Here is a 14,697-nt window from a genome sequence, read left to right as displayed (position 1 = left end):
CATTATGCCTAGTGCTGCTCGGCAAGACACTCGCGCAATGCGTCATGCCACTGCGGTTGCGAAACATGCCATTGCTGTTGCAGGCGGCTGCAATCGAGGCGCGAGTTCAGCGGGCGCCTGGCCGGCGTTGGATAGGCGCTGGAGGGAATCGCTTCCAGCTCGGCGCAGGCACGACCGTTGGCCCGTAGTTGCTCGCCGATGGCCTGGGCAAAGCCGAACCACGAGGTCTCGCCCTGGGCCGTCAGGTGGTAGACACCCCAGTCCCCGGCCTGGCCCGCCTGCCAGCGCTCGATCAGTGCGCGGGTGCTGTTGGCGATGGTCCCGGCCCAGGTTGGCGCGCCGATCTGGTCGGCGACGATGCGCATCTGCGGTTTTTCCTGCAGCAGGCGTTGCATGGTCAGCAGGAAGTTCTTGCCGTGGGTCGAGTAGACCCAGCTGGTGCGCAGGATCAAGTGTTCACCACCGACGGCCGCGATCGCCTGTTCGCCCGCCAGCTTGCTTGCGCCATAGACGCCCAGCGGGTTGGTTGCGTCGTCCTCGTTGTAGGGCGCGGCCTTGCTGCCGTCGAACACGTAGTCGGTGGAATAGTGAATCAGCGGAATGCCCAGTGCCTTGGCTTCCTCGGCAAAAATCCCGGGCGCGGTGGCGTTGATGGCGAAGGCCACGTCCGGCTCGCTCTCGGCTTGATCGACGGCCGTATGGGCGGCTGCGTTGATGATCAGGCCCGGGCGATGGGCGCGTACTTGGTCGCGGACCTGCTCGGGACGGGTCAGGTCAAGCTGGTCGCGGCCCAGCACGATCAACTCGCCCAGGCCCCGGAGGCGCTGTTGCAACTCCCGGGAGACTTGGCCATGTTGGCCGCTGATAAGGATTTTCATGGGAACAGGTCGGCCTCTTGCAGGCTTTTCCCGGCCTGGTCCTTGGCAGACAGTTGCGGCGTCTCCGTCAGTTCCCAGTCGATGGCCAGCGTCGGGTCGTTCCAGAGGATGCAACGCTCGGCGCTCGGCTGGTAGTAATCGGTGGTCTTGTAGAGGAACTCGGCGTAGTCGCTCAGCACCACAAAGCCGTGGGCGAAACCTTCCGGTACCCACAACTGGCGATGGTTATCGGCGCTAAGCCGCACGCCCACCCATTGCCCGAAGTTGGGCGAGCTGCGGCGGATGTCGACGGCCACATCCAGCACTTCGCCGGCGATGACGCGCACCAGTTTGCCCTGGGTATGTTCGAGCTGGTAATGCAGGCCGCGCAGCACGCCTTTTTGCGAGCGCGAGTGGTTGTCCTGCACGAAATCACGCTTGAGCCCGGTGGCCTCTTCGAAGGCGCGGGCGTTGAAGCTTTCGTAGAAAAAGCCGCGCTCGTCACCGAACACTTTCGGTTCGATGATCAATACGCCCGGCAACGACGTGTGGGTGACCTTCATTTTTGCTCCCCGGCCAGTGAATACAGGTATTGGCCGTAGCCGGTCTTGCCGAAGTACTTGGCCCGCTCCAGCAAGTGGTCACGGTCGATCCAGCCGTTCTCGTAGGCGATTTCTTCCAGGCACGCCACTTTCAAACCCTGGCGGTGCTCGATGGTCTGCACATACGTCGAGGCCTCCAGCAGGCTGTCGTGGGTGCCGGTGTCGAGCCAGGCGAAACCACGGCCGAAGCGCTCCACGTGCAGGTCGCCACGATTGAGGTAGGCGTTGTTGACGTCGGTGATTTCCAATTCGCCGCGCGGCGATGGCTTGACCGCCTTGGCGATCTTGATCACGTCGTTGTCGTAGAAATACAGGCCGGTCACCGCGTAGCTCGACTTTGGCTTGGCTGGTTTTTCCTCGATGGACAGCGCGCGGCCCTGGCTGTCGAAGTCGATCACGCCGAAACGCTCCGGGTCCTTGACCCAGTAACCGAATACCGTGGCGCCAGATGGGCGTTCGGCAGCAGTGCGCAGTTGTTCGCCGAAGTGCTGGCCGTGGAAGATGTTGTCGCCCAGGATCAGGCATACCGGGTCATCGCCGATAAACTCTTCGCCAATCAAGAACGCCTGGGCCAGGCCGTCCGGGGACGGCTGCTCCGCATAAGTGAACCGCACGCCAAACTGGCTGCCATCGCCCAACAGGTTGCGGTATTGCGGCAGGTCTACCGGGGTGGAGATCACCAGGATTTCCTTGATCCCGGCCAGCATCAGCACCGAGATCGGGTAGTAGATCATCGGCTTGTCATACACCGGCAACAGTTGCTTGGAAACGCCCAGGGTAATGGGGTGCAAACGCGTGCCGGAGCCACCGGCCAGTACGATTCCCTTCATCATGCGATCAGATCCTTAAAGTCGGTGTTGCCCAGTCGTTCGCCTTGATAACTGCCGTCCTGGACCCTGCGGCACCATTCCAGGTTATCGAGGTACCACTGCACGGTTTTGCGCAGGCCGGTTTCAAAGGTTTCCTGCGGAACCCAGCCCAGCTCGCGTTCGATCTTGCTGGCGTCGATCGCATAGCGCTGGTCGTGGCCCGGGCGATCCTTGACGAAAGTGATCAGGTCAGTGAATTTCTCCACGCCCGCCGGGCGTTGTGGTGCCAGTTCTTCCAGCAGGCCGCAGATGCTGCGCACCACGTCGATATTCTTCTGCTCGTTATGGCCGCCGATGTTGTAGGTTTCGCCTACCACACCTTCAGTCACCACTTTGAACAGCGCGCGGGCGTGGTCTTCGACGAACAGCCAGTCGCGCACTTGCAGGCCGTCGCCGTACACCGGCAATGGTTTCCCTGCGAGGGCGTTGAGGATCACCAGCGGAATCAGCTTCTCGGGAAAGTGGAACGGCCCGTAGTTGTTCGAGCAATTGGTCAACAGCACCGGCAGGCCGTAAGTGCGCTGCCAGGCGCGTACCAGGTGATCGGATGCGGCCTTGCTGGCCGAGTACGGCGAGCTTGGGGCGTAGGGCGTGGTTTCGGTGAACAGGTCATCGACGCCGTGCAGGTCGCCATACACTTCATCGGTGGAGATGTGGTGGAAGCGGAAGGCACTCTTGGCCGGTTCTTCCAGCTTCTGCCAATAACCGCGTGCGGCCTCCAGCAGGCTGTAGGTACCGACGATATTGGTCTGGATAAAATCCGACGGGCCGTCGATGGAACGGTCCACATGGGACTCGGCCGCCAGGTGCATGATCGCGTGGGGCTCAAAGCGCGCCAGTACGGCGCTGACGGTGGCCTGGTCGATGATATCGGCCTGGACGAACTCGTAGCGGCTGTTGCTTGCGATGCTGGCCAGCGACTCAAGATTGCCGGCGTAGGTCAATTTGTCCAGGTTGAGCACTTCGTGCCCGGTGTGTTGAATCAGGTGCCGGATCAGAGCGGAGCCGATGAATCCGGCGCCGCCGGTGATGAGAATGCGCATGTCGGAGGCCCTTTTCCTTAGACAGACATTAAGCGAATGGAGCATAGCTTGAGTTGTGGAGCCAGGTGGTGCAAGGGGCCACAGTCAGATTGACGGCACTGCGCGGGACTGGGGGTTGCGTAACCCCCGTCAACAATGGCGATATAAGCGCCTGATAAAAAAGCCAGGGGTCTTCACATGTTGCTCGCCACGTTGATTCATCGCGCCAGCCTGCCATGCCCGCAAGTCGGGCCTGTGCCTGCGACGCAGCTACTTGAGCAGCATTACGGCCTGGGTGGGGCGTTGCAGTCCCTCGGCAGCCAGCAAGACCTCAACTACCGTATCGACAGCGAGCGTGGCCGTTTTGTGCTGAAAGTCTGCCGGGGCGACTACGCCGCCGTCGAGCTGCAGGCCCAGCACGCAGCCCTCAAGCATCTGCAGGAACATTCGGATGTACGGGTGCCCAAGGTGATCTCGTCGCTTGCTGGCGAAGAACTGCTGACCGAGACCGTCGCCGGGCAAACCGTGCACCTGCGGTTGCTGGACTACATCGACGGCCAGCCGCTGACCCATCTGCCCCATCTGGGGCGCGAGGTGATCGCAGGCTTCGGCGAACTCTGCGGGCGGATGAGCCAGGCGCTGGCCGACTTCGAGCATCCGGGCCTGGAACGTACCCTGCAATGGGACCCACGCCATGCCCTTGAGCTGATCACTCATTTGCTGTCGACCCTCGAAAACCTCCCGCATCGGGCCGGGCTGGAGCGCGTGGTGGAGCAGGTCGGGCAGCGTCTGCGGCCGTTGGCCGACCGCTTGCCCTGGCAAGCCGTGCACATGGACATCACCGATGACAACGTGGTCTGGCAGCGCGATGCCCAGCGGCATTGGCAGATTGAAGGCGTGATCGATTTTGGCGACCTGGTGCGCACCTGGCGCATTGCCGACCTGTCGGTGACCTGCGCGGCGCTGCTGCATCATGTCGAGGGTGATCCGTTCGCGATCCTGCCGGCGATCCAGGCGTGCCACCGGATCACGCCGTTGCAGCGCGAAGAGTTGCAGGTGCTATGGCCGCTGATCGTCGCGCGGGCCGCGGTGTTGGTGCTGAGCAGCGAACAGCAGCAACGCCTGGACCCGGATAACGCGTACCTGTTGAAGAATGCCGAGCATGAGTGGGAAATTTTCCACGTAGCCACCTCGGTGCCCTTTGAATTGATGGAGGCGGCGATCCTGAACTGCGTCGGTGCCGAATTGCCGCCGATTGTCGGTGAAGGCTTCGCGCCTTTGTTGCCGGGGCTCGTTGGGCGTGAATTCGCGTTGATCGATCTGGGCGTGCTCAGCCCGCATTTCGAGGCGGGTAACTGGGAGCAGGAGGGCATTGATCGCCGATCGCTGGAACAAGCGGCCGTGGTCCATGGCCTGGCAGCCAGTCGTTATGGTCAATACCGTCTGTCCCGCACCCAACCCGACAGTGCCGTGGAGCCGGACACCTTCGCGCTTCACGTAGAACTGCACATGCCCTTGGGCGCCACGGTGGAAGCACCGTTCGCCGGCACCTTGCGCCATGGCGCCGACGGCCTGCTGAGCCTGCATAGCGCCCAGTTGAGTGTTCGGTTGTGGGGCGTGAACGCCTTGTTGAAGCACGGCGCCGCAGTGGTAAAAGGCCAGGTAATCGGCGACGTGGTCGCGCCGCTGACAGTACAACTGTGCCGCGCCGAGCTTGAGCCACCGCTGTTCTGCACGCCTTCCCGGGCGGCGGCATGGCAAACGCTCTGCCCATCCCCGGCTACCTTGCTGGGACTGGCCTGCGACGCCGAGCCGGAGCTGGACCCCGAAGCCCTGCTGGCGCGTCGGGACGCCAGTTTCGCCCGCTCGCAGAAGCACTATTACGTCGACCCGCCGCGCATCGAGCGCGGCTGGCGCAACCATTTGATCGACATGCAGGGCCGTTCCTACCTCGACATGCTCAACAACGTCGCCGTCCTCGGTCACGGTCACCCGCGCATGGCCGAGGTGGCGGCGCGGCAATGGTCGCTGCTCAACACCAACTCGCGCTTCCACTATGCGGCGATTGCCGAATTCTCCGAGCGTTTGCTGGCGCTGGCGCCGGACTCCATGGACCGGGTGTTTCTGGTCAACAGCGGCACCGAGGCCAACGACCTGGCGATTCGCCTGGCCTGGGCCTACAGCGGCGGGCGCGACATGCTCAGCGTGCTGGAGGCGTACCACGGCTGGTCGGTGGCGGCGGATGCGGTGTCGACCTCGATTGCCGACAACCCCAAGGCCTTGAGCAGCCGCCCGGACTGGGTGCACCCGGTGACCGCGCCGAATACCTATCGCGGCGAGTTTCGCGGGCAGGACAGCGCCCCCGACTACGTACGCAGCGTGGAACACAACCTGGCGAAAATCGCCGCGCAGAATCGCCAGCTGGCGGGTTTCATTTGCGAGCCGGTGTACGGCAATGCCGGCGGGATTTCTTTGCCGCCGGGATATTTGCAGCAGGTGTACGCGCTGGTCCGGGAGCAGGGCGGCGTGTGCATCGCCGACGAAGTGCAGGTGGGTTACGGCCGCATGGGGCATTTCTTCTGGGGCTTTGAAGAGCAGGGCGTGGTGCCGGACATCATCACCATGGCCAAGGGCATGGGCAATGGCCAGCCGTTGGGCGCGGTAATCACCCGCCGGGAAATCGCCGAGGCGCTGGAGGCCGAGGGTTACTTCTTCTCCTCATCGGGAGGCAGCCCGGTGAGTTGCCGGATCGGCATGGCGGTGCTGGATGTGATGGAGGAAGAAAAGCTGTGGAAAAACGCCCAGGAGGTGGGCGGACACTTCAAGGCGCGGTTGGAGGCGCTGGTCGAGCAGTATCCATTGGTGGGCGCGGTGCATGGTTCCGGGTTTTACCTGGGGCTGGAATTGGTCCGCGATCGACAGACCCTGGAACCGGCCACCGAAGAGACCGCGCTGCTGTGTGACCGGCTGCGGGAACTGGGGATCTTCATGCAGCCCACCGGCGACTACCTGAACATCCTCAAGATCAAGCCGCCGATGGTCACCTCACGGCACAGTGTGGATTTCTTCGTCGACATGCTGGCGAAGGTTTTGGAGGAAGGCTTGTAACAATAAACTCGATTGTTATCGGTAAAATTTGATCATTTTTCGATGGGTGGATATTTATTAGCTTCAAAAGCCGATTTTTATCCGCTATAAAGGCGTCCACTTGCCCGCCGCCGAGGAGATGATTCATGAGCCGTATCGTTACCGTTGCCGCGACCCAGATGGCTTGTTCCTGGGACCTTGATGCCAATCTCGAAACCGCTGAAAGGCTGGTGCGTGAGGCCGCCGCCAAGGGCGCGCAGATCATCCTGATCCAGGAACTGTTCGAGGCCCCGTACTTCTGCCAGAAGCCGAACCCGGACTACCTGCAACTGGCGACCACGGTTGAAGATAACGTCGCGATCAAGCACTTCCAGAAGGTCGCCCGGGAACTGCAGGTGGTGTTGCCCATCAGTTTCTATGAACTGGCCGGCCGCGCGCGTTTCAACAGCATTGCGATCATCGACGCTGACGGCTCCAACCTCGGGATTTATCGGAAAAGCCACATCCCGGACGGCCCGGGCTACCATGAAAAGTATTACTTCAACCCCGGCGACACCGGCTTCAAGGTGTGGAACACCCGCTATGCGAAGATCGGCGTGGGCATCTGCTGGGACCAGTGGTTCCCGGAAGCCGCACGCAGCATGGCGCTGCAAGGCGCGGAAATCCTGTTCTACCCGACCGCCATCGGCAGCGAGCCCCACGACAAGACAATTTCGTCCCGTGACCACTGGCAGCGGGTACAGCAAGGCCATGCCGGCGCCAACCTGATGCCGCTGATCGCCAGCAACCGCATCGGTAACGAAGAGCAAGACGGCTACGACATCACCTTCTACGGCTCATCCTTCATTGCCAATCAGTTCGGCGAGAAAGTAGAAGAACTCAACGAAACCGAAGAAGGCATCCTGGTGCACCGCTTCGATCTCGATGAACTTGAACACATTCGCAGCGCCTGGGGTTCGTTCCGCGATCGCCGTCCGAACCTGTATGGTGCGCTTAAAACCCTCGACGGTTCCCTGGAGTCCTGAATCGCCATGACCACTTTGCACAGCACCCCCCGCGCCGACGGCTTCTATATGCCTGCCGAATGGGCGCCACAGACCCAGACCTGGATGATCTGGCCCGAACGCCCGGACAACTGGCGCCTGGGCGGCAAGCCGGCGCAGGCCGCCCATGTGGCGGTGGCCAAGGCCATCGCACGTTTTGAACCGGTGACCGTGGCGGTCTCGGCCGGCCAGTACGAAAACGCCCGGGCGCGCCTGGACGTGCCGAATATTCGCCTGGTGGAAATGTCCAGCGACGACGCCTGGGTCCGCGATACCGGGCCGACCTTCGTGATCAACAACAGCGGTGAAGTGCGCGGTGTGAACTGGGACTTCAACGCCTGGGGCGGTTTTGATGGCGGCTTGTACTCGCCGTGGAACCGCGACTCCCAGGTGGGCGGCAAGATCCTCGAGATCGAGCGCAGCCCGCGTTATCGCACCGAAGGGTTTGTGCTGGAAGGCGGTTCGATCCACGTCGACGGCGAAGGCACCCTGATCACCACTGAAGAATGCCTGCTTAACCGCAACCGCAACCCGCACCTGCAGCGTGAGGAAATCGAAGCGGTGCTCAGCGCCAACCTGGCGGTGGATAAGATCATCTGGCTGCCGGATGGCCTGTTCAACGACGAAACCGATGGGCATGTGGATAACTTCTGCTGCTACGTACGCCCAGGCGAAGTGTTGCTGGCCTGGACCGACGACCCGCAAGACCCGAACTATGCGCGCTGCCATGCCGCCATGGACGTACTGCAAAGCAGCACCGACGCCCAGGGCCGCTCGTTCACAGTGCATAAAATGCCGATCCCGGGGCCGCTGTACGCCACCGAGGAAGAATGCGCAGGCGTGGACCCGGTAGACGGCACCCAGGAGCGCAATCCCACCGTGCGGTTGGCCGGTTCCTACGTCAACTTCCTGATCGTCAACGGTGGCATCATCGCGCCGAGCTTCGACGACCCGCTGGACAGCCGCGCCAAGGAGATTCTGCAGAGCCTGTTCCCGCAGCATGAAGTGGTGATGGTGCCTGGCCGCGAACTGTTACTGGGGGGTGGCAACATCCACTGTCTGACCCAGCAACAGCCGGCCCCGCACAAAAACTGAGTGCACTTGTAACAGCCTGGTGCCGGGTTTAACGGCAATCGAGTGCGCCATGTTTTGCGCGCTTACAGCAACCCCGCGGCCCGTCAGGTTCGCGGGCTTTTTTGTGTGCAAGTGCCGACAAACCGGGCACATTGGCATAGCTCTTGTATCGCTGTTGCGACACACAGCACGGTGTATGACTAAGCGGTTCTGTCATAAACCTTGAGTAAGTTAGCCGCTCATGCCGTCGGAGAGAGCGCTGAAATGAATGCCGATATCAACCTGATGTACACGCGCACGTTCCACCCTTTGCGGGTGAACGGTGACGCGATCCACGCGCTGGCGCTCTGGTTGAAGGCAAACGGTTCGCGGCAGATCAGGACGCCCGACCCGCGCCGGGTGATGAGCGAACGGTACCCGGCGGGGCTGTTCAGCGAGGACGAGGTGCAGGCGTTGTGTGAATTGATGCAAGGCTGACGGTTGTTTTCAATGTTGCACTGGACCTTGTGGTGAGGGAGCTTGCTCCCGCTGGGCTGCGCAGCAGCCCCAAAACAGGTCATCGAGTTCTATCTGAAAAAACACAGTCGCCTATTTTGGGGGCGCTTCGCACCCCAGCGGGAGCAAGCTCCCTCGCCACGCAAGCCTGTTAGAAACTGTAGGTTCCGGTCACCACCAGACTGCGCGGGTCGCCGAACTGAATCTGCGCCGCACTCGTCGCTGACGCGTAGTATGTCTTGTCGCTGATATTGTTCAGCGCCGCCCGCACATCCCATTCCTTCTGCCGGAACCCGGCCAGTGCGTCCCAGCGCCCATAGCCCGGCAACAACACCGTGTTGGCGTTATCCGCATAACGCTCACCCACCAGCGTCAGCCCGGTTTCCGCGTACCAGCCCATCTCCGGTTTCCAGGTGACGAACAGGCTCGCGTTGCGCTTGGCCACGTCGCTGATGCGCTTGCCTTCAAAGCCATTGTTGTCTTTCACCACCGTGGCGTCCTGCAGGCCGACGCCACCGCGCATGTACCAGTTGCCGATGATCTTGCCGGTAGCGGTCAACTCCACGCCACGGGAACGCTGCTCGCCGCTGAGCAGGGTGATGGTCGGGTCCAGCGGGTCGCGGGTGCGGCGGTTGTAGAGCTCCAGTTCATACACCGCCAGGGTGGTGCTCAGGCGGTCGTCGAGCCAGTCGCTCTTGACCCCGATTTCCTTCTGTTTGGTCAGCTCCGGGCTCAGGTCGTTGGCGTTGCCCGTGGCATTGGGCGTGATGCCGATCAGGCCGCCGCCGGTCGGCGAGAACGTCTTGCTCCACGAGGCATAGAACGAATGGTGTTCCAGCGGCGTCCAGACCAGGCCCACGCGCGGGCTGGTGCTGTGGCTCACGACCTGTTCCGAGGCGTTGGTCAGTTTGTTGGTGGACTCCACATCAAAGCGGTCATAGCGCAAACCGGCGAGCAGTTGCCATTGATCGTTCAGGCGCAGTTGGTCCTGCACATACACGCCCTGGCTTTGCGCTTCGGTGTGACTGCTGCTGAATGCCGGCAGGCGACCGTAGTGGCGCAGGTCCGGGTTGGGGTTGTACACATCCACGCTCGGCACAGCGGCGAGCGGCGCTCGATAGAGTTTCGGGTCACGGCGCTGGTTGCCCAATTCCACTCCGGTGAGCAAGCGATGCTCCAGGCCGAAGGTGGTGAAGCCGCCTTCCAGTTCGACGTTGTTGAGGATGTTGCGGGTGGTCAAGTCCTGCTGCCAGCGCTGGCGTCCGACCTTGCCGGTTTTTGGGTCGTAGCTGACGGCGTAAGTGTTATCGAAGTCGCTGTCTAGGGTGAACACGCCCAACGTATGGCGCAGTTGCCAACTGTCGTTCAGCTCATAGGCAAGCCGCGAACGCAGGGATTGGGACGTGTCGTCGATGTAATCGCGCTTGTCACCATAAGTGGTGCCGCGGCTGACATCCGCCGGCCGCCCATTGACCCCGGGAATGCCCCGGTCCGGCGTGCGGTTGTAGCGGCTGTATTCGTACTGCACCAGCCAGTTCAGGTCGGGGCTCAGTTGCCAGCTCATGGACGGCGCAAACAGTTGGCGATTGCCGCTGACGCCGTCGCGGAAACTGTTGTTGTCCTGGTTGCCCATGTTCAGGCGCAGGCTGATGGTGTCGGTGGGGTCGGTGCTGAGGTCGGCGTACAGGCTGCGCAAATCATTGCTGCCGCCCTGGGCCTCGATGCTGGAGGCGCGACCGGCCTGGGGCAGCTTGCTCACACGGTTGACGATGCCGCCCTGGCCGCCGCGGCCGTACAACACGGCTGCCGGGCCCTTGAGTACTTCGATGCGTTCGATGTTGTGCAGGTCGCGCACGTATTGGCTGTCGTCGCGAACGCCGTCCAGGTAGAAGTCGTTGCTGGCGTCGAAGCCGCGGATGCGCAGGCTGTCGAACCGTGTGTCGGCGCCGCTGCTGACGTTGGGTATACCGCTCAAGGCCTGGCCCAGGTCATTGGTGCCGTAGGAACGCAGGTTGTCGGTTTTTACCGAGTCGATGGCCTGGGGCACATAACGCACGGGTGTGGCGGTGCGGGTGGCGGTGCTGGTTTCCTTGACGCGCGGGTCGTCCTCGTCAGCTTCGGCGCTCACGGAGGTTTCCGGCAGGACAGTGGCAGCGCAGGTAAATCCGGCAGACAGCAGGACAGAGAGCCCAAGGGTCATGGGCGTCAGGCGAAGGGCAGGCATCGGGGTGTGTATCCAAAAAGGTTGGCAGGATAAAAGCGCGTTAATGGTAATGCTTACTATTTGCGCAGGTTATCTATTCCTGGGCGGACCTTTCTGAAAAATGTTACGGCGTATGTTTTTCAAGGGTATTCGACCGATTCTCGAAACAGTCTGAAAGCCGATCCGGGGTTTTTCCCAATTGTGCGTAAGACTAATCTGCCGGTCATCAACATCCATCGGAGCCCGTCATGTCGGCAGCCACACTTCACTACATTTACGACCCGCTGTGCGGCTGGTGTTACGGCGCCGAGCCGCTGCTGAGCGCCGCCCGGAGCGTGTTATCGATCCAGTTGCATGGCGGCGGCATGATGACCGGCGCGAATCGCCAATCCGTATCGCCGCAGTTGCGTGACTACGTAATGCCCCACGACCGGCGCATCGCCGAGTACACCGGGCAACCGTTTGGCGAAGCGTATTTCGAAGGTTTGTTGCGGGACCACGGTGCGGTGTTCGACTCAGCCCCGCCGACCAGCGCCGTGCTGGCCGCAGAAAAAATCGCCGGTCGCGGGCTGGAATTATTGGCGCGTTTGCAAACGGCGCACTACGTCGAAGGTCGCCGAATTGCCGATAAGGACGTGCTGCTGACCCTGGCCGAATCCATCGGTTTGGATCCCCAAGCCTTCACCGCCGCTTTCAGTGAAATCCTTGGCGCAGCAACTCAAGCGCACATCAATGACAGCCGCCAATGGCTGGCAAAAGTCGGTGGCCAGGGCTTCCCCACGCTGGCCCTGGAGCAGAATGGGCAGCTGCAATTGCTCGATATCAGCCCCTGGTTGGGCAAGCCAGAAGCCTTCGTTGAGTGGCTGAGACAAAGAGTCGCAATTTCGATTCAACCCACCCAATCGAGTGCACCAATGTGTGGCCTGCAGGGGTGTGCAGATCCAGGAAGCGCTTGATAGAGCCTTGCGCAATGATGGCTATTTAATGGTTCTTAGACTTTTTTAGCCTAAATACAGAAGATTCACGAAATTGACACACAGTAAAGGGCGCGGATAGGATTCGCCCCAACGCCTGTGGCTAACCGCCATGACTTCCCCAATAAAAAAAGGCCCGCGGCATTTCACGTCGTCCGCGGGCCTTTTTTTATCTGGGAAAGTCGACACCAGAAAAGCAACACGGAGCCTGGTGTCACAGCGCGTACTCAACCAGTAATAAGGAATATAAGAAAATGTTGAAGCAACGGATGGGGCTGATCGCTCTGGGGATTTTGAGCGCTACGCAAGCAATGGCTGACGACCAATCCCAATCGAAGGGTTTTGTTGAAGACAGCCACCTGAACATCGCGGCACGCAACGCTTACATCAGCCGCGACTACAAAAACGGCAAGCAAGACAAAGCCGAATGGGGCCAGGGCTTCATCGGCAAGTTCGAATCCGGTTTCACCCAAGGCACCGTTGGTGTGGGTGTGGACGTGATCGGCCAATACGCCATTCGCCTGGATGGTGGTAAAGGTCGCAGCGGCGCTGGCGGTATCGACTTCTTCAAGCAAGGCGACAGCGGCGAAGCGGCCAACGACCTGGCCAAGGGCGGCGCTGCCGTCAAGGCACGCATCTCCAACACCGTGATCAAGTACGGTGATCAGATGCCAGCCGTGCCGGTCCTGGAATACGACAACTCCCGCCTGTTGTCCGAAACCTATACCGGTACCTCGATCGTCTCCAAGGAAATCGCCGGCCTGCAGCTGGACGCTGGTCACTTCACCAAGGAAGCTCGCAAGAGCGCCGAGGGTTCCGACAGTGGCGCGCTGAAAAGCATCGACTACATCGGCGGTAGCTACAAATTCACCGAAAGCCTGTCGGCAGCGCTCTACGCTTCCAACATGCAGGACGTGCTGAAGAAGCAATACGTCAACGTCAACTACGTGCTGGCCCTGCCAGAGAAGCAATCGTTGACCTTCGACTTCAACGGCTACAAGACCAAGCTCGACCGTAGCTTCGCCCTGGAAAACCAAGGTGACGCCGACGCTCGCGACAACAAAATCTGGAGCCTGGGCGCCACGTGGGCCGTTGGCCCGCACAGCTTCACCGTGGCTCACCAGCGCAGCACCGGTGACACCGGTTACCTGTACGGCGGCTACCGCAACGCTGGCGGCATCGGCGACGGTGGCAACACCATCCTGCTGGCCAACTCCTACTGGTCTGACTTCAACGGCAAGGACGAGCGCTCCTGGCAAGCAGGCTACGGCCTGGACTTCAGCGCCTTCGGCGTGCCTGGCCTGACCTACAACATCGCCTACGTGCGCGGCACCAACATTGACGACGGTTCCAACCGCGGCAGTGGCACCGAGCGTGAAATCTTCAACCAGTTCAAATACGTAGTACAGAGCGGCCCGGCGAAAGACCTGAGCCTGCGTGCCCGTGCGTCGTGGTTGCGCGTTTCCAACAACGCCAGCAACTACAACGTGGGTGGTAACGAGATCCGCCTGTTCGCCGACTACCCAATCAACGTTTTCTAATTGATTCGGCGTCGCGCCTGATTCAAGGCGATAAAAAACCCCGACTGGTTCGGGGTTTTTTTATGCCTGCGATCAGCGCTTGCTGGCGGCTGCGATGATCACATCTGCGACCTTTTGCGGCTGCGACAGCATCGGCACATGGCTGGTTTGCACCACGGTGGTGGTGGCATTGATTTTCTTCGCGTAGGCCTGCTCCAGGCCCGGGTCGATCATGCGGTCCTTGGCGGCGACGATGTAATAGTTGGGTTTGGTTTTCCAGGCGGCGACCGTGATTTTATCGTCGAACGCCTTGCCCAGAATCGGCCCCTGGGTCACGGCAATCAGGTTGGCCTGGTCGGCAGGCAAGTCCTGGGCGAAGTTTTTCGCCACGGACGCGGCGGGCAAATACAAGTAGCCGGAAGCGTCGGCACTGATGGTCTCGATACCCGGCGGGGTTGGGTAGCCTTTCTCGGACTCGGCAGAGCTCTGGCCCTCGGACGGCGCGAACGCGGCCACATAAACCAGTGCCTTGACCTTGTCGCTGGTGCCGCCCTGTGTGATCACACTGCCGGCCCACGAATGGCCCACCAGAACCACCCGCCCACTCTGGGCATCAATCACCCGCTGGGCGGCGGCCACATCATCGGCCAGGGACGTCAGCGGGTTTTGCACCGCCACCACCTTCAAGCCTCTGGCCTGCAACAACGGAATCACCTTGTTCCAGCTGGAGCCATCGGCAAAGGCGCCGTGCACCAGCACCACGGTGGTGTCCGATAGCGCCGGGGTGGCGGCATAGGCCTGGCCGGTGAGCATCGCGGCGGCCATCAGTGTAGGCAGCAACAGGGTTTTGACTGTGGATTTAAGCATGTGGGGCACGTCCGTAAGTGAGGGGTTATCGGCCAGCACTCAAGGCGTTTGCAGCCTGCCTTAAGCCTGTAGGCAAGACGCGCG

At 61.3% G+C, this 14,697-nt stretch carries 12 protein-coding genes; 6 read left to right on the top strand and 6 right to left on the bottom strand.

Annotated features, from left to right (window positions below):
* Positions 1–8: 8 nt before the first annotated feature.
* Genes rfbD through rfbB form a run of 4 tightly spaced genes read right to left on the bottom strand, consistent with a single transcriptional unit; the run spans position 9 to position 3,371 of the window.
* Positions 9–878, bottom strand: a complete 870-nt coding sequence (rfbD, locus tag HX814_RS26335) for a dTDP-4-dehydrorhamnose reductase (protein ID WP_177009295.1) — start codon at positions 876–878, stop codon at positions 9–11.
* A complete protein-coding gene (rfbC, locus tag HX814_RS26330; protein ID WP_177009294.1) occupies positions 875–1,420 on the bottom strand; it encodes a dTDP-4-dehydrorhamnose 3,5-epimerase in 546 nt (181 codons plus the stop codon). The genes rfbD and rfbC overlap by 4 nt, the downstream gene beginning before the upstream one ends.
* Entirely contained in the window at positions 1,417–2,292 is an 876-nt protein-coding gene (rfbA, locus tag HX814_RS26325) for a glucose-1-phosphate thymidylyltransferase RfbA (protein ID WP_177009293.1), read from the bottom strand. Before rfbA ends, rfbC begins: the two co-directional genes overlap by 4 nt.
* Positions 2,289–3,371: a dTDP-glucose 4,6-dehydratase gene (rfbB, locus tag HX814_RS26320; RefSeq protein WP_008435746.1), complete on the bottom strand. Its 1,083-nt coding sequence runs from the start codon at positions 3,369–3,371 to the stop codon at positions 2,289–2,291. Before rfbB ends, rfbA begins: the two co-directional genes overlap by 4 nt.
* Before the next feature lie 177 nt (positions 3,372–3,548).
* Between rfbB and HX814_RS26315 the strand changes: the two genes are divergently transcribed.
* The 4 genes from HX814_RS26315 (at position 3,549) to HX814_RS26300 (ending at position 9,031) form a co-directional block, all read left to right on the top strand.
* Positions 3,549–6,458: an aminotransferase gene (locus HX814_RS26315; RefSeq protein WP_177009292.1), complete on the top strand. Its 2,910-nt coding sequence runs from the start codon at positions 3,549–3,551 to the stop codon at positions 6,456–6,458.
* 125 nt (positions 6,459–6,583) lie between these two features.
* Positions 6,584–7,462: an N-carbamoylputrescine amidase gene (aguB, locus tag HX814_RS26310; protein WP_008435737.1), complete on the top strand. Its 879-nt coding sequence runs from the start codon at positions 6,584–6,586 to the stop codon at positions 7,460–7,462.
* Between the two features lie 6 nt (positions 7,463–7,468).
* Positions 7,469–8,575, top strand: a complete 1,107-nt coding sequence (gene aguA, locus HX814_RS26305) for an agmatine deiminase (protein ID WP_102604451.1) — start codon at positions 7,469–7,471, stop codon at positions 8,573–8,575.
* Positions 8,576–8,818: 243 nt separating this feature from the next.
* The gene (locus HX814_RS26300; RefSeq protein WP_003213240.1) at positions 8,819–9,031 is read left to right on the top strand and encodes a hypothetical protein; all 213 of its coding nucleotides are present in this window, start codon (positions 8,819–8,821) and stop codon (positions 9,029–9,031) included.
* Between the two features lie 169 nt (positions 9,032–9,200).
* On the opposite strand, the gene HX814_RS26295 is transcribed toward HX814_RS26300, so the two are convergent.
* Positions 9,201–11,273: a TonB-dependent siderophore receptor gene (locus tag HX814_RS26295; protein WP_177009291.1), complete on the bottom strand. Its 2,073-nt coding sequence runs from the start codon at positions 11,271–11,273 to the stop codon at positions 9,201–9,203.
* Positions 11,274–11,500: 227 nt separating this feature from the next.
* Here HX814_RS26295 and HX814_RS26290 point away from each other — a divergent pair, with 227 nt between their 5' ends.
* Together HX814_RS26290 and HX814_RS26285 are read left to right on the top strand one after the other, a co-directional pair.
* Positions 11,501–12,208 carry a DsbA family protein gene (locus tag HX814_RS26290; RefSeq protein ID WP_102367902.1) on the top strand — a complete coding sequence of 236 codons (708 nt, stop codon included), beginning with the start codon at positions 11,501–11,503 and terminating at the stop codon, positions 12,206–12,208.
* 272 nt (positions 12,209–12,480) lie between these two features.
* Positions 12,481–13,767, top strand: coding sequence for an OprD family porin (locus HX814_RS26285; protein WP_003218115.1), 1,287 nt, complete (start codon positions 12,481–12,483; stop codon positions 13,765–13,767).
* Positions 13,768–13,839: 72 nt separating this feature from the next.
* On the opposite strand, the gene HX814_RS26280 is transcribed toward HX814_RS26285, so the two are convergent.
* A complete protein-coding gene (locus HX814_RS26280) occupies positions 13,840–14,613 on the bottom strand; it encodes an alpha/beta fold hydrolase (protein WP_177009290.1) in 774 nt (257 codons plus the stop codon).
* Positions 14,614–14,697: the final 84 nt, after the last annotated feature.

The organism is Pseudomonas sp. C8002 (assembly GCF_013385765.1).
Taxonomy (GTDB): Bacteria; Pseudomonadota; Gammaproteobacteria; order Pseudomonadales; family Pseudomonadaceae; genus Aquipseudomonas.
This window is presented reverse-complemented; position numbering and strand designations above follow the sequence as displayed.

What these genes read in the sequence shown, in the direction of transcription:
- rfbD (WP_177009295.1), bottom strand. Translation starts at nt 878, where the DNA reads ATGAAAATCCTTATCAGCGGCCAACATGGCCAAGTCTCCCGGGAGTTG.
- rfbC (WP_177009294.1), bottom strand. Translation starts at nt 1,420, where the DNA reads ATGAAGGTCACCCACACGTCGTTGCCGGGCGTATTGATCATCGAACCG.
- rfbA (WP_177009293.1), bottom strand. Translation starts at nt 2,292, where the DNA reads ATGATGAAGGGAATCGTACTGGCCGGTGGCTCCGGCACGCGTTTGCAC.
- rfbB (WP_008435746.1), bottom strand. Translation starts at nt 3,371, where the DNA reads ATGCGCATTCTCATCACCGGCGGCGCCGGATTCATCGGCTCCGCTCTG.
- HX814_RS26315 (WP_177009292.1), top strand. Translation starts at nt 3,549, where the DNA reads ATGTTGCTCGCCACGTTGATTCATCGCGCCAGCCTGCCATGCCCGCAA.
- aguB (WP_008435737.1), top strand. Translation starts at nt 6,584, where the DNA reads ATGAGCCGTATCGTTACCGTTGCCGCGACCCAGATGGCTTGTTCCTGG.
- aguA (WP_102604451.1), top strand. Translation starts at nt 7,469, where the DNA reads ATGACCACTTTGCACAGCACCCCCCGCGCCGACGGCTTCTATATGCCT.
- HX814_RS26300 (WP_003213240.1), top strand. Translation starts at nt 8,819, where the DNA reads ATGAATGCCGATATCAACCTGATGTACACGCGCACGTTCCACCCTTTG.
- HX814_RS26295 (WP_177009291.1), bottom strand. Translation starts at nt 11,273, where the DNA reads ATGCCTGCCCTTCGCCTGACGCCCATGACCCTTGGGCTCTCTGTCCTG.
- HX814_RS26290 (WP_102367902.1), top strand. Translation starts at nt 11,501, where the DNA reads ATGTCGGCAGCCACACTTCACTACATTTACGACCCGCTGTGCGGCTGG.
- HX814_RS26285 (WP_003218115.1), top strand. Translation starts at nt 12,481, where the DNA reads ATGTTGAAGCAACGGATGGGGCTGATCGCTCTGGGGATTTTGAGCGCT.
- HX814_RS26280 (WP_177009290.1), bottom strand. Translation starts at nt 14,613, where the DNA reads ATGCTTAAATCCACAGTCAAAACCCTGTTGCTGCCTACACTGATGGCC.